General features: G+C 67.2%; 25 protein-coding genes. 14 read left to right on the plus strand and 11 right to left on the minus strand.

Going from position 1 to position 26,802, the window contains the following annotated elements; all coding sequences use genetic code 11:
• Nucleotides 1-77: 77 nt before the first annotated feature.
• Together OF829_RS10210 and OF829_RS10215 are read left to right on the plus strand one after the other, a co-directional pair.
• Nucleotides 78-2,060, plus strand: coding sequence for a putative bifunctional diguanylate cyclase/phosphodiesterase (locus tag OF829_RS10210; protein WP_264939904.1), 1,983 nt, complete (start codon nucleotides 78-80; stop codon nucleotides 2,058-2,060).
• A 2-nt stretch (nucleotides 2,061-2,062) separates the two neighbouring features.
• Nucleotides 2,063-2,554, plus strand: coding sequence for a YybH family protein (locus OF829_RS10215; RefSeq protein ID WP_264939905.1), 492 nt, complete (start codon nucleotides 2,063-2,065; stop codon nucleotides 2,552-2,554).
• Here OF829_RS10215 and OF829_RS10220 read toward each other — a convergent pair.
• The 3 genes from OF829_RS10220 to OF829_RS10230 form a co-directional block, all read right to left on the minus strand.
• Nucleotides 2,551-4,449: a sulfatase-like hydrolase/transferase gene (locus OF829_RS10220; RefSeq protein WP_264939906.1), complete on the minus strand. Its 1,899-nt coding sequence runs from the start codon at nucleotides 4,447-4,449 to the stop codon at nucleotides 2,551-2,553. The two genes, OF829_RS10215 and OF829_RS10220, sit on opposite strands and share 4 nt — an antisense overlap.
• Before the next feature lie 4 nt (nucleotides 4,450-4,453).
• Entirely contained in the window at nucleotides 4,454-7,912 is a 3,459-nt protein-coding gene (mfd, locus tag OF829_RS10225; protein WP_264939907.1) for a transcription-repair coupling factor, read from the minus strand.
• 95 nt (nucleotides 7,913-8,007) lie between these two features.
• Nucleotides 8,008-8,274: an FAD assembly factor SdhE gene (locus tag OF829_RS10230; protein ID WP_264939908.1), complete on the minus strand. Its 267-nt coding sequence runs from the start codon at nucleotides 8,272-8,274 to the stop codon at nucleotides 8,008-8,010.
• 68 nt (nucleotides 8,275-8,342) lie between these two features.
• On the opposite strand from OF829_RS10230, the gene recG reads away from it, so the two are divergent.
• Complete coding sequence (gene recG / locus OF829_RS10235; RefSeq protein WP_264939909.1) at nucleotides 8,343-10,394, plus strand: ATP-dependent DNA helicase RecG; 2,052 nt, start codon at nucleotides 8,343-8,345, stop codon at nucleotides 10,392-10,394.
• 1 nt (nucleotide 10,395) lies between these two features.
• On the opposite strand, the gene OF829_RS10240 is transcribed toward recG, so the two are convergent.
• Together OF829_RS10240 and tyrS are read right to left on the minus strand one after the other, a co-directional pair.
• The gene (locus OF829_RS10240; RefSeq protein ID WP_264939910.1) at nucleotides 10,396-10,719 is read right to left on the minus strand and encodes a PilZ domain-containing protein; all 324 of its coding nucleotides are present in this window, start codon (nucleotides 10,717-10,719) and stop codon (nucleotides 10,396-10,398) included.
• 118 nt (nucleotides 10,720-10,837) lie between these two features.
• Nucleotides 10,838-12,055, minus strand: a complete 1,218-nt coding sequence (tyrS, locus tag OF829_RS10245; RefSeq protein WP_264939911.1) for a tyrosine--tRNA ligase — start codon at nucleotides 12,053-12,055, stop codon at nucleotides 10,838-10,840.
• A 347-nt stretch (nucleotides 12,056-12,402) separates the two neighbouring features.
• Between tyrS and OF829_RS10250 the strand changes: the two genes are divergently transcribed.
• Nucleotides 12,403-12,999, plus strand: a complete 597-nt coding sequence (locus OF829_RS10250) for a YdeI/OmpD-associated family protein (protein WP_264939912.1) — start codon at nucleotides 12,403-12,405, stop codon at nucleotides 12,997-12,999.
• A 28-nt stretch (nucleotides 13,000-13,027) separates the two neighbouring features.
• Here OF829_RS10250 and OF829_RS10255 read toward each other — a convergent pair whose 3' ends face one another.
• The gene (locus OF829_RS10255) at nucleotides 13,028-13,417 is read right to left on the minus strand and encodes a VOC family protein (protein ID WP_264939913.1); all 390 of its coding nucleotides are present in this window, start codon (nucleotides 13,415-13,417) and stop codon (nucleotides 13,028-13,030) included.
• A 207-nt stretch (nucleotides 13,418-13,624) separates the two neighbouring features.
• Between OF829_RS10255 and OF829_RS10260 the strand changes: the two genes are divergently transcribed.
• Genes OF829_RS10260 through OF829_RS10275 form a run of 4 tightly spaced genes read left to right on the plus strand, consistent with a single transcriptional unit; the run spans nucleotide 13,625 to nucleotide 16,569 of the window.
• On the plus strand, nucleotides 13,625-14,275 hold the full coding sequence (locus OF829_RS10260) for an FABP family protein (protein WP_264939914.1): 651 nt from the start codon (nucleotides 13,625-13,627) through the stop codon (nucleotides 14,273-14,275).
• A complete protein-coding gene (locus OF829_RS10265; protein WP_264939915.1) occupies nucleotides 14,272-14,829 on the plus strand; it encodes a DOMON-like domain-containing protein in 558 nt (185 codons plus the stop codon). The genes OF829_RS10260 and OF829_RS10265 overlap by 4 nt, the downstream gene beginning before the upstream one ends.
• Nucleotides 14,826-15,368, plus strand: coding sequence for a DOMON-like domain-containing protein (locus OF829_RS10270; RefSeq protein WP_264939916.1), 543 nt, complete (start codon nucleotides 14,826-14,828; stop codon nucleotides 15,366-15,368). Before OF829_RS10265 ends, OF829_RS10270 begins: the two co-directional genes overlap by 4 nt.
• 4 nt (nucleotides 15,369-15,372) lie before the next feature.
• Nucleotides 15,373-16,569 (plus strand): exo-beta-N-acetylmuramidase NamZ family protein, encoded by a 1,197-nt coding sequence (locus tag OF829_RS10275; protein ID WP_264939917.1) that lies wholly within the window; start codon nucleotides 15,373-15,375, stop codon nucleotides 16,567-16,569.
• On the opposite strand, the gene OF829_RS10280 is transcribed toward OF829_RS10275, so the two are convergent.
• Together OF829_RS10280 and OF829_RS10285 are read right to left on the minus strand one after the other, a co-directional pair.
• Nucleotides 16,563-17,384, minus strand: coding sequence for a hypothetical protein (locus OF829_RS10280; RefSeq protein ID WP_264939918.1), 822 nt, complete (start codon nucleotides 17,382-17,384; stop codon nucleotides 16,563-16,565). The genes OF829_RS10275 and OF829_RS10280 overlap by 7 nt on opposite strands.
• Before the next feature lie 143 nt (nucleotides 17,385-17,527).
• The gene (locus OF829_RS10285; RefSeq protein WP_264939919.1) at nucleotides 17,528-18,106 is read right to left on the minus strand and encodes an SUEL-type lectin domain-containing protein; all 579 of its coding nucleotides are present in this window, start codon (nucleotides 18,104-18,106) and stop codon (nucleotides 17,528-17,530) included.
• A gap of 289 nt (nucleotides 18,107-18,395) precedes the next feature.
• Here OF829_RS10285 and OF829_RS10290 point away from each other — a divergent pair, with 289 nt between their 5' ends.
• From OF829_RS10290 to OF829_RS10315, 6 genes are all read left to right on the plus strand, one after another.
• Nucleotides 18,396-19,571, plus strand: a complete 1,176-nt coding sequence (locus tag OF829_RS10290) for a hypothetical protein (RefSeq protein WP_264939920.1) — start codon at nucleotides 18,396-18,398, stop codon at nucleotides 19,569-19,571.
• A gap of 36 nt (nucleotides 19,572-19,607) precedes the next feature.
• Complete coding sequence (locus OF829_RS10295; protein WP_264939921.1) at nucleotides 19,608-20,726, plus strand: DUF2336 domain-containing protein; 1,119 nt, start codon at nucleotides 19,608-19,610, stop codon at nucleotides 20,724-20,726.
• A complete protein-coding gene (locus OF829_RS10300) occupies nucleotides 20,723-22,141 on the plus strand; it encodes a sensor histidine kinase (RefSeq protein ID WP_264939923.1) in 1,419 nt (472 codons plus the stop codon). Before OF829_RS10295 ends, OF829_RS10300 begins: the two co-directional genes overlap by 4 nt.
• 84 nt (nucleotides 22,142-22,225) lie before the next feature.
• On the plus strand, nucleotides 22,226-22,651 hold the full coding sequence (locus OF829_RS10305) for a hypothetical protein (protein ID WP_264939924.1): 426 nt from the start codon (nucleotides 22,226-22,228) through the stop codon (nucleotides 22,649-22,651).
• A gap of 43 nt (nucleotides 22,652-22,694) precedes the next feature.
• Nucleotides 22,695-22,895 (plus strand): hypothetical protein, encoded by a 201-nt coding sequence (locus OF829_RS10310; RefSeq protein ID WP_264939925.1) that lies wholly within the window; start codon nucleotides 22,695-22,697, stop codon nucleotides 22,893-22,895.
• 51 nt (nucleotides 22,896-22,946) lie between these two features.
• Nucleotides 22,947-23,501 (plus strand): EF-hand domain-containing protein, encoded by a 555-nt coding sequence (locus OF829_RS10315; protein WP_264939926.1) that lies wholly within the window; start codon nucleotides 22,947-22,949, stop codon nucleotides 23,499-23,501.
• A gap of 152 nt (nucleotides 23,502-23,653) precedes the next feature.
• On the opposite strand, the gene OF829_RS10320 is transcribed toward OF829_RS10315, so the two are convergent.
• The 3 genes from OF829_RS10320 to gltX are packed head-to-tail and all read right to left on the minus strand — an operon-like array spanning nucleotide 23,654 to nucleotide 26,614.
• Nucleotides 23,654-23,872 (minus strand): hypothetical protein, encoded by a 219-nt coding sequence (locus tag OF829_RS10320; RefSeq protein ID WP_264939927.1) that lies wholly within the window; start codon nucleotides 23,870-23,872, stop codon nucleotides 23,654-23,656.
• Nucleotides 23,873-23,898: 26 nt separating this feature from the next.
• Nucleotides 23,899-25,176 (minus strand): citrate synthase, encoded by a 1,278-nt coding sequence (locus OF829_RS10325; protein WP_264939928.1) that lies wholly within the window; start codon nucleotides 25,174-25,176, stop codon nucleotides 23,899-23,901.
• Between the two features lie 16 nt (nucleotides 25,177-25,192).
• Complete coding sequence (gene gltX, locus OF829_RS10330; RefSeq protein WP_264939929.1) at nucleotides 25,193-26,614, minus strand: glutamate--tRNA ligase; 1,422 nt, start codon at nucleotides 26,612-26,614, stop codon at nucleotides 25,193-25,195.
• Nucleotides 26,615-26,802: the final 188 nt, after the last annotated feature.

Raw genomic sequence — 26,802 nt, forward strand, 5'->3', positions numbered from 1 at the left:
GAGACCTAGGATGTTCGCACAGCGCGAACAACCCTCCCGGATGGCGGCGGGGCGCAGTTGGCGCTATCGAGGGGGCAATGGACGAAGAAATCGCCGAGGCCGGTACGGCTGGGCCCACCGAAGCACCCATGTTCGTGCTGTCTTTCCGCCAGCGCGATGAGATGGCGACTGCCGCCGCGGGCGCGGGCTGGCGCGTGGTTGCCGCACGCCGCGCCGAGGGGGTCGAGCGGCGCTTCCTCGCGAGCGGGGCGAGCGTCGCGGTGATCGACGCGCGCGGGGCGCTGAGCGACGGGATCGAGGCGGCGCGCGCGCTGGGCGGGGTGATCGAGGCCAATGGCGGAGCGATGCTGGTGCTCGTCAGCCAGAGCGACACGCTCCATATGCGCGCCTTCTACGATGCCGGCGCGACCCATTTCCTGAGCAGCCCGATGTCCTCGCCCGCGATCGCCCATGCGATGCGTTTCGCCCAGCGGCATGTCGAGCGGATGGCGGGCGGGTTCGGCGGGGCGAGCGAGGCGGGCGACCTGATGGGGTGGCGCTACGATGCCGATCTCAAGTCGCTCCAGCTGACGCCCGCTTTCGCCGCGCTGCTCGGGCTGCCCGAGGGTGCTTCGGTGCGGTCGGTGCTGGCGCTGGTCGATCCGGCCGACCGCAAGCTGGGCCGCGCGGCGATCCGGCGGCTGAGCGAGGAGAAGCCCTCGACCGCCTTTGCGCACGATCTGCCGGGGGCGGGGCGTATCGTCCAGCATCTCCAGCGCGATCCGCGGACCGGGCGGCTGCACGCGCTGGTCGAGCGGCTGGGCAGCGCGCCCGATGCGGGGGCGGCGGTGCGCGACGTGCTGACCGGTGCGCGCGACGGTGCCAGTGCGCGGCGCTGGATCGAGCGGCGGCTGGGCGACGGGGCGACGGTGTCGGCGATCCTGATCGGGCTGACGCGGTTCGAGACGGTCAACACCGCCTATGGGCGTCCGGCGGGCGATGCGCTGCTGCGCGCGGTGTCGCGGCGATTGTCCGAGGTGGCGCGCGAGGCGCTGGGACGGCGCGCGGTGGTCGCGCGGATGGGGGGATCGGAGTTCCTGGTCGCGACCGACGATGCGGATGCCGAGAAGATCGCACTGGCCTCGGCGCGGTTCGAGGAGGCGATCGGGCGCCCGTTCGTGATCGAGGGCGAGTTCGTCCCGCTCGGCGCGCGCGTGGTGAGTGCAGTGAGCGCCGCGGGCGACAGCGCGGCGGGGCTGCTGCGGCGCGCGAGCGAGGCGCTGTTCGAGCATCATGTGCCGCGTGAGGCATCGGCGCCGTCGATGGACGCGCTGGCGGCGGATTTGCGGCATGCGCTCGACCGCGGCGAGATCGGTGTGCTGTTCCAGCCCCAGGTCTCGATCGCGAACGACCTGATCGTCGGCGTCGAGGCGCTGGCGCGCTGGCAGCATCCCGAACTGGGCGAGATCGGCGCGGAGACGCTGTTCGCGGCGGCCGAGCATGCCGGGCTTGCCGGGACACTCAGCGATCATGTCCAGGCGCTGGCGTTGCGCGCGGCGGCGGCATGGCCCGCGGGCCTTTCGAAGCTGCGGCTGTCGATCAATGTGACCGCGGGCGATGTCGGGCGGCCGGGCTTTGCCGACAGCCTGCTCGGGCGGATCGATGCGAGCGGCTTTCCGCGCGGACGCCTGACGATCGAGCTGACCGAGAGCGGAATCATGCAGGATCTGGGCGAGGCCGCGCGGCTCTTCGCCGAGCTGCGCACCGCGGGATGCCGGGTGGCGATCGACGATTTCGGGACGGGCTATTCGAGCCTCGCCTATTTGAAGGCGCTGCCGCTCGACTATCTCAAGATCGACAAGAAGCTGAGCCAGGACATCACCGGTTCGGCGCGCGACCGGGTGGTGGTGCGCGGGGTGATCGACATGGCGCGCTCGCTGGGGCTGTCGGTGGTCGCGGAGGGGGTGGAGACCAAGGCGCAGCTCGATCTGCTCGCGAAGGAGGGGTGCAACTATTATCAGGGCTTCCTGCGCTCCGGCCCGATCGACGGCGAGGCGCTGGCGCGGCTGATGGGAGGGTGAGGATGCGGCTGCTGATCGCGATGGCGGCAATGGCAGTGGCGGCGCCCGGGGCCGCGCAGACCATCCAGCCCGATGACGGCATCGCCGTCAACGGCATCCGCGCCCAGCTCGAGGCGGTGACCGCGATCATGCGCGGGATGGAGGATTCGGCGAAGGGCTGGAACGAGGGAAATATCGACCGCTTCCTCGCCATCTATTCGGACGATCCCGGCACGAGCTTCGCGGGCAGCGACGGGGTCGCATACGGCAAGGCGGGGATTCGGGCGCGGTACCTGAAGCGCTATACGAAGCAATTCGGATCTGAGAGCAGCTCCGCGACCCGATCGACGCTCAATTTCACCAAGGAGAATTTCCGGCTGATCGGCCCCGACCATGCGCTGCTGATCGCGCGCTGGACGCTGGTGAGCGGGGCGCAGGTGCAATCGGGGATGACCAGCCTGCTGTTCCGCAAGGAAGCCGGCGGCTGGAAGATCATCGCCGATCACAGCAGCTAGCGCCGGCACGGACCCTCGGCCGGACCCGACACAGTCCGCCGCAGGGCGCGCAGCGGGGGCAGCAGCGCGCGGCGCTCGGGGCCCGGCGGCACCGGGCTTCCTTCGAGCGAGCGGCCATCGAGGCGCAGGACCTGTTCGTCGCCGCTCTCGCGCTCGCAGAGATATTTGAACCGTCCACCCTGGAGGAACGCGATCGTCCCGGTGGTTTCCGCGGTCCCCAGTGGGATGGCGGCGATGGCCGCGGGCGCCTGCAGCGGCTGGCCGTGCCAGCCTGCGCCGAATTCGCCGTTCACCGCGCGCAGGAAGGTCGGCGCGATATCGATCTGGCTGTAGAGGGGCGCTCCGGGATAGACGCCGCCGCGGGGATCGTAGACCAGCAGCGGGATCGAGGTCGCGGCGACATCCGGCCGGCCGCCATGGAAATAGAGGCCCTTCTCGCCGAGCCGCTCGCCATGATCCGCGGTAATGACGATCAGCGCGTCGGCGAGCAGCCCCTTGTCGCGAAGCACCGCGAATATCTCGCTCAGCACCTGGTCCACCTGCGCGACGCGCCCGTCATACTGGCGGACGAAGGCAGTGGCGCTGGAGGGCAGGGTGGCGCTCGACACACGGAACCGCGGGCGCACGAACGACGCGGCGTGCGCGGAAATGACGTGGAGGTAGAGGAAGCTGTGCGTCGGATCGGGAAAGTCGGTCGCCTTGAGCGCTTCGACCAGCTGATCGTCATTGGGGGTGGCGCCCGCGGGCTGCTCGCTGAACCGGACGATCCCGCGCCCATAGAGTTGGGTCAGCCGGCCGAAATTGGAATGCCGGCCGCCGAGGATCACATAGTTGCGGTACGAATAGCGGGCCAGCGCGTCGAGGAGGGTCGGCGGGCGCTTGCCGAACGTGTCCCAGCTTTGCGAGGCAAGGATGCTCATGATGCCGCACGCCGAGAAAGTGCAGGTCGCATAGGCCGGACCGAGGACCTTGAGCGCGCCGTCCTGCTGGAGCCTAGCCAGGAAGGGTGTCGTCTTGAGCGAAAGATCATAGACCCCCATCCGGTCGGGCCGGAGCGCGTCGACGACGATCAGGATGAGCGGGCGTGGCTTGGCCAATGTCCGCGGTGCGGGCGCAGGGCCCGGGGGTTCGGCGGCGCTCAGGATCAGGCTCAGCGGGGCCATGCGGAACTCGCCCGGGGCGCCCTGGTGGAAGATCTCGCTGTTCCAGTATTTACGCGGCACCATGACGACCAAGGCGAGGAACAGCACGAGATAACCCGCCGCCATCCAGGCCCCAGGAACGGCCGCTTCGGCTGACAGGCGGATGCGCAGCGACATCGCCTCGCGAGCAAGCTCGACCAGTTGCCGGGCTACCGGGGCGTAGAGCAGCAGGTGGAGCGCCAGGATCACGATCAGCGCAACGACGAGGCTGGCCGCGCCGATATCGACACTCTCGAGCAGCGACAATGCGAGTTCGGGATCGGTGACGATCAGCCAGACCGGCGCGGTGAGCCCCGCATAATATTGGGTGACGAACTGGGTGATGTCGAACGCCGTCATCACGGCATGGGCCGTGCCGAGGAGCAGCACCGCCACGGGCGCCGCGATGTGCCACCCGCGCCACCGCCGCGGGAGGCGCGACACCAGCAGCGCGACGAACACCAGATAGGCAAGGATGATCGCGAAATGGAGCGCGCTGCTCACCCAGGTCTCGCGGAAGCTGGGCCGGTGCAGCAGGATGCGCGCAAGGGTCTGGACGGCGAGCAGGGCGGGCAGGAACAGCAGATAGGCCTTTCGCCAGCCCCGCACGAGCGGGTTGTCGCCTGCGCCTGTATCCACGTGGCTGGCATTTTCCCTGACGAACCAGCCTCGCTGCATCGCCACCGCATCCCATGTGGCCGCGGCCTCGGTCAAGCGCTCAGCCCGCGGCCTTGGCGAGCCCCCGCGAGATCTGCAGCGCCGCGTTGAGTCGCGCCTTGGGGTTCCCCCATTCGCGCGCAACCACCAGCTTCATGTCGGGGCGCAGGCGCGCGGTGCCGTCGAGGCGGTCGACATAGGCGAGCAGGCCGTCGATGTTCGGGAATTGATCGGCGTGGAAGCTGATCAGCGCGCCCTTGGGCCCGACATCGAGCTTGGCGATATTGGCCTGCTTGGCGTTGAGCTTGGTCTCGATCAGGCGGAGCAGGTTGTCGGTCGCTTCGGGGAGCTTGCCGAACCGGTCGATCATCTCGGCGGCGAAGCTTTCGATGCCGTTCGAATCCTCCACCTCGTTGAGGCGGCGATAGAGGCCCATGCGCAGATCGAGATCGGGGACATAATCCTCGGGGATCATGATCGGGGCGTCGATATTGATCTGGGGCGAGAGGTCCTTGGGGCGGAGCTCGTCGCGGATGCCGCCCGCTCGGGCGTCGAGGATCGCCTCCTCGAGCATCGACTGGTAGAGTTCGTAGCCGACCTCCTTGATGTGCCCCGATTGCTCGTCGCCGAGCAGGTTGCCCGCGCCGCGGATATCGAGATCGTGACTTGCGAGCTGGAAGCCCGCGCCCAGCGATTCGAGATCAGAAAGGACCTTGAGGCGCTTCTCCGCGGCCTCGGTCATCTGGCGCTGCGGCGGCGTGGTCAGATAGGCATAGGCGCGGGTCTTGGCCCGGCCGACGCGGCCGCGGATCTGATAGAGCTGGGCCAGGCCGAACTTGTCGGCGCGGTTGACGATCAGGGTGTTGGCGCTGGGGATGTCGAGCCCGGACTCGATGATCGTGGTCGAGACGAGCAGGTCGTATTTGCGGTCGTAAAAGGCGGACATTCGCTCCTCGACCTCGGTCGGCGCCATCTGGCCGTGCGCGACGACATAGGTGATCTCGGGGATGTGATCGCGCAGGAACTCCTCGATCTCGGGGAGATCGGCGATGCGCGGGGTGACGAAATAGGCCTGGCCGCCGCGATAATGCTCGCGGAGCAGCGCCTCGCGCAGGACCACCGGATCCCAGGGCATGACATAGGTGCGCACCGCCAGGCGATCGACCGGGGGCGTCTGGATCACGCTGAGTTCGCGCAGGCCCGACATCGCCATCTGGAGCGTGCGCGGGATCGGCGTGGCGGTGAGGGTGAGGACGTGGACGTCGGCCTTCAATGCCTTGAGCCGCTCCTTGTGGGTGACGCCGAAGCGCTGCTCCTCGTCGACCACGACGAGGCCGAGCCGCTTGAACTCGATGCCCTTCGCCAGGATCGCGTGGGTGCCGATGACGATGTCGATCTTGCCCTCGGCGACGCCCTCCTTGGTGGCCTTGGCCTCGGCGGCGGGGACGAGGCGCGAGAGGCGGCCGATATTGATCGGGAAGCCCTGGAAGCGCTCCGAGAAATTCTGGAAATGCTGGCGGGCAAGGAGGGTGGTGGGGCAGACCACCGCGACCTGCTGGCCGGCCATCGCCGCGACGAAGGCGGCGCGGAGCGCGACCTCGGTCTTGCCGAAGCCGACATCGCCGACGATCAGCCGGTCCATCGGCTTGCCCGCGCCGAGATCGTTCAGCACATCGCCGATCGCGCGATCCTGGTCGTCGGTTTCCTCATAGGGGAAGCGATCGACGAACGCCGGATAGCCGCCATGATCGGGCTCGAGCACGATGCCAGGGCGGACGGCGCGGCGGGCCGCGGTGGCGATGAGCTCGCCCGCAATCTCGCGGATCCGCTCCTTCATGCGGCTCTTGCGGCGCTGCCATGCCTCGCCGCCGAGCTTGTCGAGCGCGGCGCCTTCCTCGCCCGCGCCGTAGCGGCTCAGGACCTCGAGATTTTCGACGGGGACGTAGAGCTTGTCGCCGCCGGCATAGGTGAGCGCGACGCAGTCGTGCGGGGCCTTCTGGACCGGGATCTGGGTCAGCCCCTCGTACCGGCCGATGCCGTGATCGACATGGACGACGAGATCGCCGGGGGAGAGGGTGGCGAGCTCGTTGAGGAAGGCGTCGGTCGATTTCTTGCGCTTGGCGCGGCGGACGAGGCGGTCGCCGAGCATGTCCTGCTCGGTGAGCACGGCGACATCGGGAGCGGCGAAGCCGTGGTCGAGCGGGAGGACGACCAGGGCGACGCCCCTGTCGGCGATGCCCAGCGCCTCTTGCCAGGTCGCTGCGGGGGCCGCGCCGTGGAGGCCGTGATCGGCGAGCAGGCCGGTCAGGCGTTCGCGGGCACCGTTGGAGTAGCTGGCGAGGATGGGCTTCTGGCCGGCCTTCCGGATCTTCGCGATGTGCGCGACGACGGCTTCGTAGATGTTCGCGCCCGATGCGCGCTCGGGGGCGAAGTCGCGGGGGCCGTCGACGCCAAAGTCGAGGACGGTTCTGCTCTCGGGCTCGTGGAAGGGGGTAGCGGTGTGGACCGGCGCCTCCGCCAGTGCGGCCTCCCAGGCGGCGGGGGCGAGATAGAGCGCGTCGGCATCGAGCGGGCGGTAGCTGCCGGGATCGCTCGACTGGGCGCGGACGCGGTTGGCCTGGTAATCCGCGATCGCTTCGAAGCGTTGCTCCGCGGCACCGGTGGTGGCGGTGTCGCGGACCAGGACGGCGCTGTCGGGGAGGTGATCGAACAGCGTCTCGAGCTTCTCCTCGAACAGCGGGAGCCAATGCTCCATGCCGGCGAGGCGGCGTCCATCGCTGATCGCCTGGTAGAGCGGATCGCCGGTGGCGGTGGCGCCGAACTTCTCGCGGTAGCGGGTCCGGAAGCGCTTGATCGACTCCTCGTCGAGCAGGGTTTCGCTGGCGGGGAGGAGGGTGAAGCCGTCGATGCGGCCGGTGGTGCGCTGGTCGGCGGGGTCGAAGGTGCGGACGGATTCGATCTCGTCGCCGAAGAAATCGAGGCGGAGCGGCTGTTCGGCGCCCGAGGGAAAGAGATCGACCAGGCCGCCGCGGACGGCGAACTCGCCCGCGTCGTTGACGGTGTCGAGGCGGACATAGCCGTTGGCGGTGAGCAGTCCGATCAGCTTTTCGAGCGGCATGCGCTCGCCGGGGGCGAGGCGGGCGACGAGCTGGCGGATGCGGAAGCGGGTGAGGGTGCGCTGGGTGGCGGCGTTGGCGGTGGTGACGAAGAGGCGCGGGGCCTTGGCCGGCGTCTGGAGCGCGTGGAGCGCGGCGAGGCGCTCGGACATGACGCGTAGTGTAGGGCTGGCGCGGTCATAGGGCAGGCAGTCCCAGGCCGGATAGGTGACGATCTCGAGTTCGGGGGCGAAATAGGGCGCGGTGCTCGCGAGCGCGCGCATCGCGGCTTCGTCGGGGGCGATGAACACCGCTGTGCCCGAGGCGCGCGCGAGATCGGCCAGCATCCAGGGGAGGAAGCCGGTGGGCGCGCCTGCCAGGGTAAGCGGCTTGGCGGCGGAGAGGATGGTCTTGAAGTCGGGCATTCTGTTCCTGTTTGGTCATCCCGGCGAAAGCCGGGACCCAGAGTCGCGAGCAATGCCTGTTTGGCTCTGGGTCCCGGCTTTCGCCGGGATGACGGTTATTTTGAAATCGGCACGTAATTCAGTTGCTTGAGATCGGTGATCAGGGTGCCGAGATAGTGCGCGGGCACGGGCAGCGTTCCCATCGCCCAGGCCATGATGTCGACATCTTGCTCCTCGAGCATCGCCTCGAACAGCAACGCCTCTTCCTCGCTCCAGCCGGTATGGTGGGCGTCGAAGAAGCCGCCGATCAGCAGATCGGCTTCGCGGGTGCCGCGGTGATGGCTGCGGAAGCGGAGGCGTTTGAGGCGGGTTTCGAGGTCCATGTTTCCAACGGCAATTGGCCGGCAGCGCTGGAATGCGCCGTCGGCTTGGGTGTAGGACGCAGATAGCCATGCGCCCCGAACTCCTCAACCCGCTCTTTGCCGAGATCACCGCGCTCAAGGGCATCGGCGCGGCGCTGGCCAAGCCGCTCGAGCGGCTGGGGATGGCACGGGTGGTGGACGTGGCCTTCCATTTGCCCACCGGGTTCATCGACAAGCTGCCGCGCGAGGAGCTGATGCAATCAGACGTCGGGCGGACGATCACGATCCCGCTGACGGTGATGAACTATCGCTTCGGGGGCAGCGCGCGGGCGCCGGCGCGGGTGCAGGCGGTGGATGCGTTCGGCAATTATGTCAGCCTGGTGTTCTTCGGGGGCAATTCGGGCTGGGCGAAGAAATTGCTGCCGCTGAACGAGCGGCGCTGGATTTCGGGGCGGCTCGACCAGTACGGGCAGGAGCTGCAGATCGTGCACCCCGAGGTGTCCGAGGATGCCGAGGGCGGCGGGCGCGAGGCGGTCTATCCGTGTTCGGAGGGGATCACCTCGAAGCGGATCGCGGCGCTCGCCGCGCAGGCGATCGAGCGCGCGCCCGAGCTGCCCGAATGGATCGAGCCGAGCCTGAAGGCCAAGAACGACTGGCCGGGCTGGCGCGAGGCGCTGGCACGGATCCATGCCGATCCCGCCGACGCCAAGGCGCGCGAGCGGCTGGCCTATGACGAGGTGTTCGCGAACCAGCTCGCTTTGCTGCTCGTGCGCGGCGAGGCGCGATCGAAGCGGGGGCGGCCGCTGGCGGGCGACGGGCGGCTGCGGGCGGCGCTCAAGCTGCCCTATGCGCCGACGGGCGCGCAAGCGCGGACGATGCGCGAGATCGAAGGCGACATGGCGCAGACGCAACCGATGCTGCGGCTACTGCAGGGCGATGTCGGATCGGGCAAGACGCTGGTCGCGCTGATGGCGCTGCTGATCGCCGCGGAGGCGGGGGCGCAGGGGGCGCTGCTGGCGCCGACCGAGATATTGGCGCGGCAGCATTTCGAGAATCTGTCGCGGCTGCTCGCGGGGATGGACGTGCGGATCGCGATCCTGACCGGGCGGGACAAGGGCAAGGTTCGCGAGGCGACGCTGATGGGCGTGGCTTCGGGCGAGATCGATATCCTGATCGGCACGCATGCGATCTTCCAGGAGGGGGTGCGCTATCGCGATCTCGGGCTGGTGGTGGTGGACGAGCAGCACCGCTTCGGGGTGGCCGAGCGGATGATGCTGCAGGCCAAGGCCGCGGTGCCGCCGCATCTGCTGGTGATGACCGCCACGCCGATCCCGCGCACGCTCCAGCTCGCCTCGCACGGCGAGATGGACGTCAGCCGGCTCGACGAGATGCCGCCGGGGCGTGAGCCGATCCAGACCAGCGTGATCGCCGAGGACCGGCTGGGCGATGTCGTCGACGGGCTCGGGCGGCATCTGGCGGCGGGGAAGCAGGCCTATTGGGTGTGCCCGCTGGTCGAGGAGAGCGAGAAGGTCGATCTGGCTGCGGCGGAGGACCGCGCGGCGGTGCTGACGGCGCGGTTCGGGGACAAGGTCGGGCTGGTCCATGGCCGGATGAAGGGCCCCGAAAAGGATGCGGTGATGGCGCGCTTCGCCAGCGGCGAGCTGGGGGTGCTGGTGGCGACGACGGTGATCGAGGTGGGGGTGGACGTGCCCAACGCGACGCTGATCGTGATCGAGCATGCCGACCGGTTCGGGCTTGCGCAGCTCCACCAGCTGCGCGGGCGAGTCGGGCGGGGCGGGGGGCAGTCGCATTGCATCCTGCTGCGCGGCGGGAGCCTCAGCGAGACCTCACGGGCGCGGCTGGGGCTGATGCGCGATACGACCGACGGCTTCCTGATCGCCGAGCGCGACCTGGAACTGCGGGGCGCGGGGGAGCTGCTGGGGACGCGGCAGTCGGGGGAGCAGACGTTCCGGCTGGCGACCCCCGAGAGCCTGGCATCGCTGATCGTCGCGGCGAACGCCGATGCGCGGTTGCTGGAGGATCAGGACCGGGGGCTCAAGACCGAGCGGGGGCAGGCGGCGCGGGTGGCGCTGTACCTGTTCGAGCGGGATGCGGCGGTGAGCCTGTTGCGGGCTGGCTAGCCTATTTGGCCTTCATCATCGCGGCGATGAGTTCGTAATAGCCGGCGAGATTGATCGCGGGATCGAACTGGCAGCCGATCCGGCCGCCCAGCGACCAGCGCACGTCCGCCGCCACCACGCCGACGACCGGGAGGGTGACCTGGATACGGTCGTCGATCTCGAACTCGCGCTCGCAGCGCGCCATCATGCCGTGCGGCGAGATGTTGACGATGACGATATTGAGCTGGCGCGCATCGGCGCCGAACGCCTTGGCGCGGTAATGGACGTCTTCACGCCCTTCGCGCCTGCCGTCGGCAAAAGCCAGATTTCCCATACCCAGACTCACACGCGCTCCATTCAACTCGAAGCCACATCGCAAGGATATTCAGTCCCGCGTGAATCTCTATGCAACAAAACTGCTTAACGACGATCTAGTTCCGGGTAAGGAGTGATACGGACTGTATTTATCCCGCGACGATCAGTCCGTGCTTCTTCTTGCCCGCCGAGACTCGGGCGCCGGGGGTTACCATCGCGGCCTCATCCTCGATCTTTTCGCCATCGACTCGCGCGCCGCCGCCCTGGATGAGCCGGCGGGCCTCGCCCTTCGAGGCGCAGAGGCCGAGGCCGACCAGCGCCTCGACGATGCCGAGCGGGGCTGCGGCGGCGAAGGTCGGCAGCGCCTCGCCCGCGGCGCCTTCCTCGAAGGTGCGGCGCGCGGTTTCGGCGGCTTCCTCGGCGGCGGCCTGGCCGCGGCAGAGTGCGGTGGCAGCGCCCGCGAGCAGCTTCTTGGCCTCGTTGATCTCGGCGCCTTCGAGCGATTCGAGTCGGACGATCTCGTCCAGCGGGATGTCGGTGAAGAGGCGGAGGAACTTGCCGACATCGCGATCGTCGGTGTTCCGCCAGAATTGCCAATAGTCGTAGGCCGAGAGCTGTTCCTCGTTGAGCCACACCGCGCCGGCGGCGGTCTTGCCCATCTTGGCGCCGTCGGCGGTGGTGATCAGCGGCGTCGTCAGGCCGAACACCTCGACACTGTCGATGCGGCGCGTGAGCTCGATGCCGTTGACGATATTCCCCCACTGATCCGATCCGCCCATCTGGAGGCGGCAGGCGCGCGTGCGCGACAGTTCGAGAAAGTCGTACGCCTGGAGGATCATATAGTTGAATTCGAGGAAGGTCAGCGGCTGTTCGCGGTCGAGGCGAAGCTTGACCGAATCGAAGGCGAGCATGCGGTTGATCGTGAAGTGCCGGCCGACATCGCGGAGGAAGGGGACATATTCGAGCGCGTCGAGCCAATCGGCATTGTCGACCATCACGGCGTCGGTGGGCCCCTCTCCGAAGGTCAGGAAGCGTTCGAAGACGCGGCGGATCGAGGCGATGTTGGCGTTGATATCCTCGGCAGTGAGCAACTTGCGGCTCTCATCCTTGCCCGAAGGATCGCCAACCTTGGTGGTGCCGCCGCCCATCAGCACGATCGGTTTGTGCCCCGCCTGCTGGAGCCGGCGCAGCATCATGATCTGGACCATCGACCCGACATGGAGCGAGGGGGCGGTGGCATCGAAGCCGATATAGGCGGGGACGACCTGCCTGGCGGCGAGCGCGTCGAGGCCCTGGGCGTCGGTCACCTGATGGATATAGCCGCGCGACGAGAGCAGGCGGAGCAGATCGGAGCTGAATTCGGTCATAGCGCGGCGCGCTTAGCACGAATCGGGCGCACGTCATCAGCGGCATTCGCGTTTTGGGGCGTGCCGATAAGGTCCCGCACAACGCGTTCATTGGTGACCTTTGTCCGAGGGAAAAGGCGCTGATTGTTGGATCGCGGGGGCGCCGTGCGAGATGCGGTCTGTCGCTTCATCTGGCAGGGTGGAGCAGATGAAATCCTACATTTCAAGGAAGGCCGCCCTCTTCCTCCGTCACCCTGAACTTGTTTCAGGGTCCATGTCTCCACAGGCGATGCCGTCGCCTGTCGCACGGTGGATGCTGAAACAAGTTCAGCATGACGGTAGGGGTAGTTCGAAGCGATGGAGGAAACATGGCTGCGGTGAAGGTCGATCCGGCGAAGGTGTGTGAGTTCAAGGATGCCGAGGCCTTCTACGCCTGGCTGGGCAAGCGTCATGACAGCGCGGACGAGGTGTGGATCAAGATCCACAAAGTGGGTTCGGGGCTGCCATCGATCACGCCGAAGGAGGCGATCGATGTCGTGCTGTGCTGGGGCTGGATCGACGGCATCCGCAAGAGTTTCGACGCGAAGAGCTATCTCCAGCGCTACACGCCGCGGACCAAGACGAGCATCTGGAGCCAGATCAATGTCGATAACGTCGCGCGGCTGATCGCCGAGGGACGGATGACCGAACATGGTCTTGCCGAGGTCGAGAAGGCCAAGGGGGACGGGCGCTGGGACCGCGCCTATGCCAGCGGCAAGGGGATGGCGATCCCCGACGATCTGCAGGCGGCGATCGATGCCGAGCCGGCGGCGAAAGCGATGCTGGCGAAGCTGAGCGCGCAGAACCGTTTCGCGCTGGCATTCCGCACGCACAATATGAAGACCGAGGCGGGGCGGGCGAAGAAGATCGCGGGGTTTGTCGAGATGCTGAAGCGGGGGGAAACGATCTATCCGCAGAAGGGGTGAGTTTTCCCTCTCCCAATGGGAGAGGGGTTTACCGCTCCTCCCAGGCGAAATCGTAGAAGACGCGCCAGACATTCCCGTCGGGGTCTTGGGCGAAGAATTCGTAGAGCTTGTGGGGTTGGGCCTCGGGCGGGCCGGCGACGATCGCGCCGGCTTGCGACCATTCGCGGTGGAGCGCGTCGATCTCGGCGCGGTTGGCGAGGTTGAGCCAGAGGACCAGCGGGGGCTGGTTGGCGAGGTTGGTGCGATAAGGGGCATTGGTCATGAACAGCCGCGTTTCGCCGCGCGAGAGGCCGGCGAGGCCGAGTTGCTCGTCCGACCAGTCGATCGTGAAGCCGAGCCGGTCGCGGTAATAGGCGAGCGACAGCGCGAGGTCCGTGGCCGGGATTTCGGGGCAGGCGGGCGGGAAGGGCGGGGGCATGGGAGGTGGTATAGCACAATCAGATCCTCCCCCGGAGGGGGAGGTGGCAGCGTAGCTGACGGAGGGGTAGTTGCCCCAGACGAGCGGATCGCGTGCGGAGACTACCCCTCCACCGCTTCGCGGTCCCCCTCCCCCTCCGGGGGAGGAATTATCTTGTCCGATCGGGGCAAACGCTTTCAACATCCTCTCGAATCAGAAAGGCCCCCCATGCCCGCTTTCCCCGAGGACATCTTCACCGAGCCCGCCGATGTCGATCCCGACACGCTGGCGAATCTGGGGCCGTTGCGGCGGCTTGCCGGGACCTGGGAGGGGCGGCGGGGGATCGATCTGAACCCCAAGGCCGACGGCCCCGAGCGGCGGGAATTTATCGAGCGCGCCGTGTTTGAGCCGATCGATCCGCAGGCGAACGGGCCGCAGCTCTTCTATGGGCTGCGCTACCATCTGCACATCAACACCGAGGAGGAAGCGATCACCTTCCACGATCAGGTGGGGTATTGGCTGTGGGAGCCCGCGACGGGGCTGATCCTGCAGACGCTGGCGATCCCGCGCGGACAATCCTTGCTCGCCAAGGGGCGGGCCGAGGGCGACGACCGGATCGTGGTGAGCGCCGGGCGGGGATCGACCGAGAACGGGATCACCTCGACCGCATTCCTGGAATATGCCTTTCGCACCGATGCTTACCGGCTGGAGCTGAGTTTCAATCCCGATGGATCGTACAGCTATGTCAGCGATACGACGCTGGTCGTGCGGGGGCGGAGCGAGCCGTTCCTGCACCGCGACAGCAACACGCTGGTGAAGGTAGCCGAGCCGGTGCCCAATCCGCTGATGCTGCTGACGGTAGGGGCCGGGCGGGCGTGACCGAATTGCCGTTCGGGGGCCGCGCGGTGCCGCTGGTGCCGTTTCCCGGCAAGCCGCATCCGAAGATCGCGATCACCGTCGAGGCGACCCGGCTGAGCGCGGGGCGGTTGCGGCTCTGGTATGTGGTGAAGGGTGCGGTCGAGGGGCTGGTCATGCCGCCGCTGGGCCAGGCGGCGCGCGAGGATGGGCTGTGGCACCATAGCTGCTGCGAGGCGTTCGTCCGCGCCGGGGCGGGGGCGGCCTATCGCGAGCTCAACCTCTCGCCCTCGGGGAAATGGGCCGCCTATGACTTCGCGTCGTATCGCAAGGGCGGAGCGAATGCGGCGATGCGGCCGCCGATGATCACGACCGCGGCGGTCGCGGGGCAGTTTGCGGTGGGGGCCGACCTGCATTTCGACGGGGCCGCGGCGGCGGCAGCCTGGCATATTGGATTGTCGATGGTGGTCGAGGCGAAAGGCGGGGCGAAGTCCTATTGGGCGCTGGCGCATGCGGCGGACAAGCCGGATTTCCACCGGCCGGAGAGCTTTACCCTCACGCTGCCGGCGACGCGATGATCGATCTCGAACTGAAACCGCATCCCGCGACGCCGCCCTGCGCCGATTTCGCGGTGAGGGTCGAACTCGAGCGCAAAGGTGCGTGGCTGACCCTTCGCTACGCCATTTGGGGGAATGTCGACCTGATCGGCCTGCCTTTCAGAGAGCCGGTGCGGACCGACGAGCTGTGGAAGAGCACCTGCTTCGAAGCGTTTATCGCGGGCGCGATGCCGGAGCGCTATCATGAGTTGAATTTCGATCTCAACGGCGCCTGGGCCGCCTATAGCTTCGACGGGTATCGCGGCGCGATGCGCGATACGGCGGTGACGCCGGTGACAGGCTATCCCGCCGGAGGCGATGGCTGGCGGTGCATGGGCGCGCTGGTCGATTATTCGGCCCTCGAAGACCTTGCCAGGCCTTCGCCATGGCGACTGGGCCTGACCGCGGTGATCGAGGAGGCCGACGGCACCAAATCCTATTGGGCACTCCATCATCCCCGCGACGAGCCCGATTTCCACCATGCGGGTGGACGTATCCTCGAACTTGCGGCAGCAGGCTGACCCCATGAACTTCGGTATCGACCGGCTGCTCGCCGACCCTGAATTGCGCCGCCCGCTGGAGGGCAAGCGCGTCGCCTTGCTCGCGCATCCCGCATCGGTGACGGTGGACCTGACGCATTCGCTCGATGCGCTGGTCGCGTGCGGGCTCAATGTCAGCGCGGTGTTCGGGCCGCAGCATGGCGTGCGGGGCGACCTGCAGGACAATATGATGGAGTCGCCGGACTTTACCGATCCCACTTACGGGATGCCGGTATTCAGCCTCTATGGGGAGGTGCGGCGGCCGACGGGCCAGTCGATGCACACGTTCGACACGATCCTGATCGACCTGCAGGACGTGGGTTGCCGCATCTACACCTTCGTGACGACCCTGCTCTACGTGCTCGAGGCGGCGGCGCAGCATGGCAAGAGCGTGTGGGTGCTTGACCGGCCCAATCCCGCGGGACGGCCGGTGGAGGGGACCACGCTGCTGCCGGGGTGGGAGAGCTTTGTCGGCGCCGGGCCGATGGTGATGCGGCACGGGATGACGCTGGGCGAGATGGGGCACTGGTTCATCGAGCATTTCCGGCTCGACGTGGATTACCGCGTGGTCGCGATGGAGGGCTGGGCGCCCGAGGCCGCGCCGGGGTTCGGCTGGCCGGAGGACCGGGTGTGGATCAATCCGAGCCCCAATGCGGCCAATGTGAACATGGCGCGGGCCTATGGGGGCACGGTGATGCTCGAGGGGACGATGCTGTCCGAGGGGCGCGGGACGACGCGGCCGCTCGAGCTGTTCGGCGCGCCGGATATCGACGCGAAGAAGGTGATCGCCGAGATGCGGCGGATGGCGCCCGGGTGGCTGGCGGGGTGCACGTTGCGCGACATCTGGTTCCAGCCGACCTTCCACAAGCATGTCGGACAGCTGTGCAACGGCGTGTTCATCCATGCCGAGGGTGCCGCGTACGGCCATGCGGCGTTCCGGCCATGGCGGGTGCAGGCCTTGGGGTTCAAGGCGATCCGGGCGCTCTATCCGGACTACGATCTGTGGCGCGATTTTCCATATGAATATGAGTTCGGGAAGCTCGCGATCGACGTGATCAATGGCGGGCCGGGCCTGCGCGAATGGGTCGATGACAGCGAGGCCGCGCCGGGGGATCTCGACGCGCTTGCCTGCCCCGACGAGGGGGCGTGGGACGCGCTCAGGGCGAAATATCTGCTCTACTGAGCGAGGTCGCTTGCCCCGAGCAGCCCGAGCGCGGTCTTGAACCACCAGTCGCTGCCCCATAGCGCGTGCATCAGCGTTGCGGGGACGATCGCGACGCCGAGCCAGATCCAATAGGCGCGGTGGATGCCGCGCTGGCGGTACAGATCCCACAGGATCAGCGGCGAGAGCACCACCAGCGGCCAGAACTCGACGCTCCAGGCGGTACCGGGCAAGGAGCTGGGGAGCCAGGTCATCCGGTCGGTCGCGGCGGGGAGCGGCGCGGCGGTAGCGAGGAACAGCAGACGCTTGTGCACCTCGGAATCGGATTTGCGCAGCGTCAGTGCGATCGCGACGAGCACCGCGAAGACGAAACCGGCGCGGATCTGGATCAGCATGATGTTCATGACGAGCGGCAGGATCGCCCTGAGCTGGGTCGCGACCTCGGGCGGACCGTGGCGGATGCCCTCGACGATCTGGCCGTCCATGGTGGGGATCAGGATGAAGCCCGCGATCACCATCGCCGGCGCCAGTACCATGCCGAGCAGGCCGAGCTGCATGTGGAAACCCCGCCGGCCAGTCGCCATCAGGACGGCCTGGACGAACAGCAGGGTGAGCCAGCTTCCCATCAGCACGGCGTGGATGTGAAGGATCGGGGGCAGCGGCGGGCGCCGGCCCGCGGCGACATCGCCCAGCATGCCCATCGAGTGCGGGATGAACCCCGCGAGCACGGTGACGATGAACAGCCCCGCCATGAAGACGTAGATCCAGCGATCGATGAAGGCGGCCGAGCCAATTTCGCCGTTATCGCCTGTCGTGTTTTCCGCCGCCGTTGCCATGACCGAGATCCCCCTCGCCAAAACGATTGCCGGCGGGCCCCATAGCATGATCGCCAGCGTCTTGGAACGTTTCGGAGCCGTTCCTTCGCCTGGGCTGTGGGATCGGGCGGGCGGCCGTCCCTCGTCCGCCCGATCTGAAGCGGTCAGAAGCCGACGGACAGCGTCTGGCCTTCCTGGCCACCGACGAAGGTCGCGGTCCCGTTCACCGAATACTCCATCGCGAAATATTTGGTGTTGCCGTAGTCGGGATCGCCGCCGAAGGTTTCGTTGGCGATCGCGATCTGGGCAGGCGCCGAGCTCTGGCCGGCGACGATGCCGCCCTGGTTGACGATCGCCTGGCAGATCGCGGTCACGTCGAAGCCATTGTTCGGCGTGCCATAGACCGCGCGGGTGACCGAGATCGTCGAGATCGCCGACTGACCGAGCGAAGGCTGGGCCGATGTGGCGAAGTAATAGGAGGGCGGCGAAGTCGGGATCAGGTCGATCGTCTGACCTTCCGCGCACGCCAAACCAACGGGATTGCCGTTGTTCACGCTCGGCGAGGTGTACCAGACGATGAAATATTTGGTCGAGCCCGGATCGGGGTCGCCGAAACTGGCATTGTTGGCGGTCACGTCGTCATTGCCGGACGCTGTGAGGCTGGTCACCTGGCTGGTGACGTCGGCCCCCTTGTTGTTGGATGCGTAGACCGCCAGCATGATTGTCAGATTGGGATTGGCCATAGGTTTGTCCTCTGATTTGAATCAATACATAAATACTGATCTATTGATCTTGAGGCGGCCCAATTGTAAAAATACGACGAGAGTCGATTGAAGAATAAATATCTTCAGATATGCAATTTCACTACGACTCGAAGGCATTAATTCTGCACTTGAATCCGCAAGCATCGCAAGCAATTTAAATTTCATTCAGTTGATATTTACGGGCCAAGCGATGCACTGAGCTGTCGCTGGCGTACTCGGATGCCGCGCGGCAATTGCCTCGCCGGGCCAATCCGCCTAACTCCGCGTCATGTTGGCGGGATTGATTTTCGCGATTGACGAGGCGGTGGACCGGCCGGGGACGCTGGCGGCGACCTTGCCGTTCGGGGGCATGACCCTGCTCGAATATCAGGTGCGGCTGCTGACCGGCGCCGGGGCGGGGCAAGTGATGGTCGCGGTGGGGCGGATGACCCCGGCGCTGCTCAACGCGGTCAATCGCGCGGTGAAGCGCGGGGCGCATGTCGAGGTGGTGCGATCGGCCGAGGAAGCCTCGGAGAAGATCCCGCCCGATGCGCGCGTGCTGGTGCTCGCCGACGGGCTGGTGACGACCGATCCCGTCATCGATCGCATGGCGGCGGAGGGCGCGGAGGCGCTGCTCGTGACCGACGATCCGCAGTCCCCCGCGGCGATCGAGCGGCTCGACATGAAGGATTGCTGGGCGGGGATCGCGAGGGTGACGGGCAAGCAGCTCGGCGAGATCGCGACGATGCCCGCCGATTACGACTTTCAGTCGGCGCTGCTGCGCGTCGCGGTGCAGGCCGGGGCCGAGCATGTGATGCTGACCCCGGGCTGGGCGAAGAGCGGGCATGTCGTCGAGCGCAGCGCGGGAGCGCTGGCGACGCGCGGCAATGCGGTGCTCGCCGCGCTGACCGAACGGCGGACGAGCTGGGCCGACCGCTGGGTGTTCAACCGGATCGCGCGGATGACGCTGCCATGGCTGACCACGCGCAACGTGCCGGGATGGGCGCTGGAGGCGGGCGGGATCGCGCTGGCGCTGGGCGCGCTCGGCGGGATCGGCTGGGGCTGGCCGGGCGCGGGGATGGTGGCGGCTCTGGTATCGGCGGCGTTGCTCGCGGGTGGCGCGGCGATGGCGGCGCTGGGCGGTCAGCCGAAGCGCGCCGATGCGATGGAGATCGGCATCACGATCCTGTTCGGCGCGGCGACTTTGGCCGTGGGGGCGATGACGCGGATCGGGACCGGGGACTGGACTCCGTTCGTGCTCGCGATCGTCGCGGTTGCGGCACAAATACTGGTCGAGCGGTCGCCCGTACGGCACAAGCGCTGGTGGTCGAGCCCCGCCGCGCACCTGCTCGCGCTCACGCCGTTCGTGCTCGCCCATTGCGCCACGATCGGTCTTGCCGGAATCGCGACATATGCATTCGCGACCCTGGCCGCGGCGGTTGAGGGCAGCCGCGAAAAAGCTTAGTCTCGTCTTAAGGACACTCCCGCTAGTTTGAGGTCGATGTCGGACAATCCCGTCGACACGCGCGATGGCGCTACCATCGGCGCGAAAAGGCTGCTTGCCCGGGCGGCGGCCGCGGACGTGCGCGCGTTTCACGCGCTGATGATCGCGGTTGACGATTTCTTCCTGCCAGAGGAGTCGCGGCTCGACGAGCGGACCCGGTCGGCGCTGGCGATGCTGGTGCGCTCGCTGGTGGAGACGGTGGAAGCCGAGATTCGCGAGCATGGCGCGCGTCTGCTGGGCGCGCGGGGCGAGGCCGCGCTTGCCGGCAAGCTTGCCGACGAGCGCGTGCCGGTGCTGGCGCGGCTCTCCAAATCGGGGCTGCTGCGCGATCCCGAACTGATGGCCGAGCTGATCGCGCGGGTGCGCCAGGAATTGCTGGGCAATGCGCTGCCGATGCAGGGGGCGGTCGATCCCGAAAGGCCGAGCCTCATCAACCGCTTCGTTCAGCATCCCGACCGAGTCGTGGCGGCAGGCGCGATGGCGGTGCTGATCGCCGAGTCGCGCCGGCGCGGCGGTCCCGAATCGGGACAGCTGACTCAGACCGAGCTGCCCGCCGAGCTGCACCACCGGATGATCTGGTGGGTCGCGGCCGCGCTGCGCGAACGCGTTGCCGAGGGTGCGGAAGGCGGAGTGGATCCGCTCGACAAGGCCCTGTCCGACGCGGCGCAGCGCAGCCTCAGCGCCTATGACGAGGGCGACCGGCTGGAGGCGACCGCGATGCGCTTCGCCGCTGCGATCGACGCGCAGCCGGGCGAATTGCCCCAATTGCTGGTGGAATCGCTGGGCGACCGTCGGATCGTGCTGTTCACCGCCTTGCTCGCGCACGCGCTGGGGGTGGGGTATGCGCTCGCCCGCGACGTGGTGGTCGATCCGGCGGGGGACCGGCTGTGGCTGGCGCTGCGCGCGCTCGACCTGACGCGCGATACCGTCGCCAAGATTGGCTATGCGCTGTGCGAGGCCGATCCTCGGCGCGATCTCGAGAGCTTCGCCGATACGCTGGATTCGATCGCCGCGATCGATGCGGGCGAGGCGCGGACCGCGCTGGCGCCGATGAAGCTTCATCCCGATTACCGGGCCGCCGTGCTGGCGCTGGGCCGCGCCGGAGGGGGGGCGTGAACGCGATCGATTCCTCGCTCCCCACCGCCATCGGGCACATCGATTCGGAGGGCCGGCTGCTCGATGCCGAGGCCCGGCTCGCCGAGCTGAACGCGCGCGCTGGCGGGGCGATCGGGCAGGCGCTGGCGGTGCCGCAGATCGCCACCCTCGCGAGGCTGGCGCAACGGCTGGGGATCGGCATCTCGCGCAACGTGATCGCCGCCGATGGCGAGGACGATCTGGAACTCTGGGTGCGCGCCGAGCCTCAGGACGGCGGGGTGCGGCTCGAGGTGAGCGGGTGGCGGCTGCGGCCGCTGTGGCGCGCGGTGGCGACCGAACCCGAGCGCGACGGGGATTTCTTCCGTTCGGCTGCCGATTGGCTGTGGGAGACCGATGCGTCGCTGCGCATCACCTTCCTCTCGATCGAGGCGGGTGCGCGTTACGGCTTCGATACCAGCGCGATGCTGGGGCAGCCGCTGACCCGGCTGTTTGCGCTCGAAGAGGATGAGACGGGCAATTTGCCGATCCTGAGCGCGGTGGCGGCGCAGGCGCGGTTCGACGGGCAGAAGGCGGAATTGCGCGGCACAGGCCGGATGGTGCGGCTCGATGCGACGCCGCGCACCGATCCGGGCGGTCGTTTCGCAGGGTTCGTCGGCGCGGCGCACATGCTCGATCTGATCGAGCCGGTGGCGCCCAAGGTCGATGCGCCGGTGCCGGCGACGCCGTTCGGAGGCTTCCCGGACTCGTTCAGCCAGCGGCTCGACCGGGCGCTGCGCGGACCGCTGGGCAAGATCATCGCCAATGCGGATTCGATCAGCGCGCAGACCGAGGGGCCGCTCAAGCCCGATTATGCCGAATATGCCAGCGACATCGCCAATGCCGGGCGGCATCTGCTCGGGCTGGTCGACGATCTGGTCGATTTGCAGGCGATCGAGCGCGACGATTTCAGCACCGCTTCGGAGCCAATCGATCTGGCCGACGTCGCGCGGCGGGCGGGCGGGCTGCTCGCGGTGCGTGCTGCTCAAGCGGAAGTGCGGGTCGACAAGCCCTCGGCGAGCGAGGCGATGCCGGTGACCGGCGAATTCCGCCGCGCCTTGCAGGTGCTGGTCAATCTGATCGGCAACGCGGTGCGCTATTCGCCGCCGGGCGCGATGGTGTGGATCCGGCTCGAGCGCGACGGCGATATGGGCTGCGTGATCGTCGCCGATCAGGGCAAGGGCATCGCGTTCGAGGATCAGGAGCGCATCTTCGAGAAGTTCGGCCGCGTCGACCCGACCGAGCCTGGCGGGAGCGGGCTGGGGCTCTATATCGCGCGGAGGCTGGCGCGGGCGATGGGCGGCGACCTGAGCGTGGACAGCGCCCCGGGCATGGGCGCGCGCTTCATCTTCACGCTTCCCTATCGTGATCCGGTGCGCGGGGCGGCTTTCGGGGCGTGAAATCTTCCGGACACATACCGGACCCCGCGTTATTCCTAGTTTAACCACCCGGGATTATCCCCTGTTTCAGGGAGGGTTCCGGGAATGTCGGGTCAGGCTGCGGTCAACGGGTACGTGCCCCCTGCGCATCAGCGCGAGGTCGATGCCATGCTGGCCGAAATCCGCGCCCAGGCTGCCCAAGCGGCGTTGCCCCCCTCCGCGACCCCGATCAAGCGCCCTTTGTTTCGCGAGCCGCCGCCGCGTCCCACGGCCTCCAATGATCCGATCGATTTCCGCATCGCCGAGGAGCTCGACACGATCCGCCGCCGGCTCGACCAGATCGGCGATGCACTGATCGGCGACCCGATCCTGCTCCACCGCCACGCCATGGCGCTGCAGGGGATCGACCTGACCAACCAGATTCTCGCGCACCTGGCCGAAGTCATCAAGGCAGCGGACAAGGCGGCGGGGGTCGAGGCGGTGAAGATGGACGACCTGCGCGCGCGGCTGAAGCGGCAGACGGGGCTCTAACCCGGCACTCGCCTTCTGCGCCCCGCGGCGCTAGCATTTTCCCATGGCCGACTATGTCTGGGCGCTGCTTGGAGCGGCGATCGGAGCGACGATCCTGTCGCGGGGCCTTTTGCGCGGCGCCCTGGTCTGGGGGGATCGCGCGGTGACGCGGGCGCGCCAGCCCGGGGCCTATTGGATCGTGATGGTGCTCGCGGGCATCTTGATCGTGCACGGCGCTTGGTATTTGGCGCGCGGCTGGGGCTGACATTCGCCATTCGCATGTGCGAAAGAGGGCGACGAATCCGGGGAATTTTCGATGCTTGTCCTGCTTGCCCTTCCTGCACTGATAATCGTTGCCGCTCCGGCGGCCGACCGGCTGTTCGTCAGCCCGATGGGCGAGCCCTTTGTCGGCGACAAGGCCAATCCGCCCGCGCTCACCTGGTTCAACGGCGCCGATGCGGACAAGGACGGCAAGGTCAGCATCTACGAGTTCGAGGACGACGCGCAGCGTTTCTTCAAGACGCTCGACCTCGATCACAGCGGCGAGATCGATCCGCAGGAGAATGAGCGCTACGAGCTGCTGATCCAGCAGGCGATCAGCGATTCGGGCGGCGGCGTCGGCCGCGGAATGGACCGCGGCTACGACCCCGAGGCCGACGGCATGATCAAGCCGAACGTGACCTATGTGCGGCGCGGCGGCGCTTCGTCGTACAATTGGCTGGGGATCCCGCAGCCGGTGATGTCGGCCGACACCAATTTCAACCGCGGCGTGACCGCGCAGGAATTCGACCGCGCGGCGATCACCCGCTTCCGCCTGCTCGACACCAATGGCGACGGCAATCTGGACAAGGCGGAATTGCCGAAGAGCTGAGCGGTTGCATCGATCTTCAGCCCATGGCGGGCTGCAAATGGCGTTTTCCCGCGCTTCCGGTGCTCACGTGCCTTGAGCACGCTGCGCTCCGGGTCGCGGCAAACCACCATTTTCGCCGCGCCCTGAGCTGAATCTCGACGCAACCGTAGCGCTCAATCCTCGCCTTTCTTGCGCGTCGCCGGCACCAGCCGGACGCCCGCCACCAGGATCGCGCTGAGGAAGGCGAGGATGCCGCCGCGCGTGATCCAGACATGGTTGTCGACCATGAAGCTGCTGGGGGGATAACGGATCACGCCGAGCCCCTGGAGCATGAAGATCATGCCCGCGATGAAGCCGATGATGCCGGCGAAGATCAGGATTTGCTGGCGCATCGGGTCCTCCGTTAGCGCCAATAGCCTCAGCGCTTGTCCACCGCCACATAATCGCGCTGCACCGGGCCGGTGTAAAGCTGGCGCGGGCGGCCGATCTTCTGGTCGGGGTCCGAAATCATCTCGTTCCATTGCGCGACCCAGCCCACGGTGCGGGCGAGCGCGAACAAAGCGGTGAACATGGTGGTCGGGAAGCCGATCGCCGAGAGGATCACGCCCGAATAGAAATCGACGTTCGGGAACAGCTTCTTCTCGATGAAATAATCGTCCTTGAGCGCCATTTCCTCGAGCTGGAGCGCGACGTCGAACAGCGGATCGGTGACGTTGAGCGCAGTCAGCACTTCGCGGACGGTCTTCTGCATCACGGTCGCGCGGGGGTCGTAGTTTTTGTACACGCGGTGGCCGAAGCCCATCAGGCGGAACGGATCGTTCTTGTCCTTGGCGCGGGCGATATATTCGGGGATGCGCTCCGGACGGCCGATCTCGCGCAGCATGTTGAGCGCTGCCTCGTTGGCGCCGCCATGCGCGGGGCCCCAGAGGCAGGCGATGCCCGCGGCGATGCACGCGAAGGGGTTCGCGCCCGACGAACCGGCGAGGCGCACGGTCGAGGTCGAGGCGTTCTGCTCGTGATCGGCGTGGAGGATGAAGATGCGGTCGAGCGCGCGCTCGACCACCGGGTTCACGACATATTCCTCGGCGGGCACGCCGAAGGTCATGCGCAGGAAGTTGCCGGTGTAGGACAGCGAGTTCTTCGGATACACGAAGGGCTGACCGATCGTGTATTTATACGCCATCGCCGCGATCGTCGGCATCTTCGCGATGAGGCGATGCGAGGCCACCATGCGCTGATACGGATCGGTGATGTCGGTCGAATCGTGATAAAAGGCCGAGAGCGCGCCGACGATACCGCACATCACCGCCATCGGATGCGCATCGCGCCGGAAGCCGCGATAGAAGGTCGCGAGCTGCTCGTGCAGCATGGTGTGGCGGGTGATGGTGTAGCTGAACTTGTCGAGCTCCTCCTTGTTCGGCAGCTCGCCGTTGAGGAGGAGGTAGCTCACCTCCATGAAGCTCGAATGCTCCGCGAGCTGGCCGATCGGATAGCCGCGATGGAGCAGCACGCCCTCGTCGCCGTCGATGAAGGTCAGGCCCGATTCGCAGCTCGCGGTCGAGGTGAAGCCGGGGTCGTAGGTGAACATCCCCGTATTCGCATAGAGCTTGCGGATGTCGATCACGTCCGGACCCGTGCTGCCGGACATCACGCCATAATCGCGATCGCCGATCTTGATCGAGGTGCCGTCGGTCATCGCATCTATCCTTTCGTTAGGCCGGTACGCCCATCTGATCGGAAATGCGGCCCAGGCTTTCGTCGCGCCCCAGCAGAACCAGGACGTCGAAAATCCCAGGGGAAGTCCGTTTGCCCGTGAGCGCGGCCCGAAGGGGCTGCGCGACCTGGCCAAGCTTGACCCCCGCATCTTCCGCGACCGTGCGTACCGCCGCTTCGAGCGTCTCCGTATCCCAGCTTTGCGCCGCGTCAAGCGCGGCGTGCAATTGGACCAGGAGCGACCGTGCCGCGCCCTCTAGCAGAGGTGCCGCGTCCGCGTCCAATTCCAGTGGGCGGGTGCGAAACAGGAACTCGGCGCCGGCCGTCAACTCAAGGAGATTCGCGGCGCGGGGCTTCAGCTCGGCCATGCTGCGGCGCAGAAGGTCGAGCTGCGATTCGCCGAGTTCAAAACCGAGTCGCGCGGCGACGAGACCGGCGAGCCGGCTATCGTCGGCGGCGCGGATATAGTGACCGTTCAGGTTCTCCAGCTTCTTCAAATCGAACCGGCTTGGTGATTTTCCGACTGCGTCGATATCGAACCATTCGACGGCCTGCTCGCGGCTGATGATCTCGTCATCGCCATGCCCCCAGCCGAGGCGGAGCAGATAATTGAACAGCGCCTCGGGCAGGATCCCCATCTCGTCGCGATAGGCATCGACGCCGAGCGCGCCGTGACGCTTCGAGAGCTTGGCACCGTCCGAGCCGTGGATCAGCGGGATATGGGCGTAGACGGGCTCGGGCCAGCCCATCGCGCGGTAGATCGGCAGCTGGCGGAAAGCGTTGTTGAGGTGATCGTCGCCGCGGATGACGTGGGTGACGCCCATGTCGTGATCGTCGACCACCACCGCGAGCATATAGGTGGGCGTGCCGTCCGAGCGGAGCAGGACGAGATCGTCGATCTCGCTGTTCTGGACGGTGACCTCGCCCTGGACGCGGTCATGGATCGTGGTGGCGCCTTCGCTTGGGGCCTTGAGGCGGACGACGAAGGGCTTGCCCTCCTCGTTCGGAGTCTTGTCGCGCCAGGGCGAGCGGATGCGGAGCGGCTTCTTGTTGGCCTCGGCCTCGGCGCGCATCGCGGCGAGCTCGTCCTGGGTCAGGTAGCAGCGATAGGCCGCGCCCTTCTCGACCATTTCGTGCGCGACCGCGGCGTGGCGATCGGCGCGGGTGAACTGATAGGTTTCGTCGCCGTCCCAATCGAGGCCGAGCCAGCGCATCCCGTCGAGGATCGCCTCGATCGCGGGCTGGGTCGAGCGGGCGCGGTCAGTATCCTCGATCCGCAGCAGGAACTTGCCGCCATGGTGACGGGCATAGAGGAGGTTGAACAAGGCAGTGCGTGCGCCGCCGATGTGCAGAAAGCCCGTCGGAGACGGCGCGAAACGGGTGACGACAGCGGTGCTGCCGGTATCAGATGTTGCGCTCAACCGCGCTTGCTCCCAGCATGAAAATCGATGGCCAGTTCAGCCGCCGAGGCCCTAGGGCTTAAACTCATCTCCCGCAATGGCCGGGACGGAGCGTATTTTGGCGCACAGGTAGGAGCAAGGAGCGGAGCGATGCGAAGGCATCGTGACCGACGCGCGACGCCGCTGTGCGCCAAAATACGCCCGCCGCT

The organism is Sphingomonas caeni, from assembly GCF_026013415.1.
Lineage (GTDB): Bacteria > Pseudomonadota > Alphaproteobacteria > Sphingomonadales > Sphingomonadaceae > Sphingomonas > Sphingomonas caeni.

Excerpts from the sequence above, each read along its gene's own strand:
- OF829_RS10210 (WP_264939904.1), top strand. The coding sequence starts at position 78 with ATGGACGAAGAAATCGCCGAGGCCGGTACGGCTGGGCCCACCGAAGCA.
- OF829_RS10215 (WP_264939905.1), top strand. The coding sequence starts at position 2,063 with ATGCGGCTGCTGATCGCGATGGCGGCAATGGCAGTGGCGGCGCCCGGG.
- mfd (WP_264939907.1), bottom strand. The coding sequence starts at position 7,912 with ATGCCCGACTTCAAGACCATCCTCTCCGCCGCCAAGCCGCTTACCCTG.
- OF829_RS10230 (WP_264939908.1), bottom strand. The coding sequence starts at position 8,274 with ATGGACCTCGAAACCCGCCTCAAACGCCTCCGCTTCCGCAGCCATCAC.
- recG (WP_264939909.1), top strand. The coding sequence starts at position 8,343 with ATGCGCCCCGAACTCCTCAACCCGCTCTTTGCCGAGATCACCGCGCTC.
- tyrS (WP_264939911.1), bottom strand. The coding sequence starts at position 12,055 with ATGACCGAATTCAGCTCCGATCTGCTCCGCCTGCTCTCGTCGCGCGGC.
- OF829_RS10250 (WP_264939912.1), top strand. The coding sequence starts at position 12,403 with ATGGCTGCGGTGAAGGTCGATCCGGCGAAGGTGTGTGAGTTCAAGGAT.
- OF829_RS10255 (WP_264939913.1), bottom strand. The coding sequence starts at position 13,417 with ATGCCCCCGCCCTTCCCGCCCGCCTGCCCCGAAATCCCGGCCACGGAC.
- OF829_RS10260 (WP_264939914.1), top strand. The coding sequence starts at position 13,625 with ATGCCCGCTTTCCCCGAGGACATCTTCACCGAGCCCGCCGATGTCGAT.
- OF829_RS10270 (WP_264939916.1), top strand. The coding sequence starts at position 14,826 with ATGATCGATCTCGAACTGAAACCGCATCCCGCGACGCCGCCCTGCGCC.
- OF829_RS10275 (WP_264939917.1), top strand. The coding sequence starts at position 15,373 with ATGAACTTCGGTATCGACCGGCTGCTCGCCGACCCTGAATTGCGCCGC.
- OF829_RS10280 (WP_264939918.1), bottom strand. The coding sequence starts at position 17,384 with ATGGCAACGGCGGCGGAAAACACGACAGGCGATAACGGCGAAATTGGC.
- OF829_RS10285 (WP_264939919.1), bottom strand. The coding sequence starts at position 18,106 with ATGGCCAATCCCAATCTGACAATCATGCTGGCGGTCTACGCATCCAAC.
- OF829_RS10290 (WP_264939920.1), top strand. The coding sequence starts at position 18,396 with ATGTTGGCGGGATTGATTTTCGCGATTGACGAGGCGGTGGACCGGCCG.
- OF829_RS10295 (WP_264939921.1), top strand. The coding sequence starts at position 19,608 with ATGTCGGACAATCCCGTCGACACGCGCGATGGCGCTACCATCGGCGCG.
- OF829_RS10305 (WP_264939924.1), top strand. The coding sequence starts at position 22,226 with ATGTCGGGTCAGGCTGCGGTCAACGGGTACGTGCCCCCTGCGCATCAG.
- OF829_RS10310 (WP_264939925.1), top strand. The coding sequence starts at position 22,695 with ATGGCCGACTATGTCTGGGCGCTGCTTGGAGCGGCGATCGGAGCGACG.
- OF829_RS10315 (WP_264939926.1), top strand. The coding sequence starts at position 22,947 with ATGCTTGTCCTGCTTGCCCTTCCTGCACTGATAATCGTTGCCGCTCCG.
- OF829_RS10320 (WP_264939927.1), bottom strand. The coding sequence starts at position 23,872 with ATGCGCCAGCAAATCCTGATCTTCGCCGGCATCATCGGCTTCATCGCG.
- OF829_RS10325 (WP_264939928.1), bottom strand. The coding sequence starts at position 25,176 with ATGACCGACGGCACCTCGATCAAGATCGGCGATCGCGATTATGGCGTG.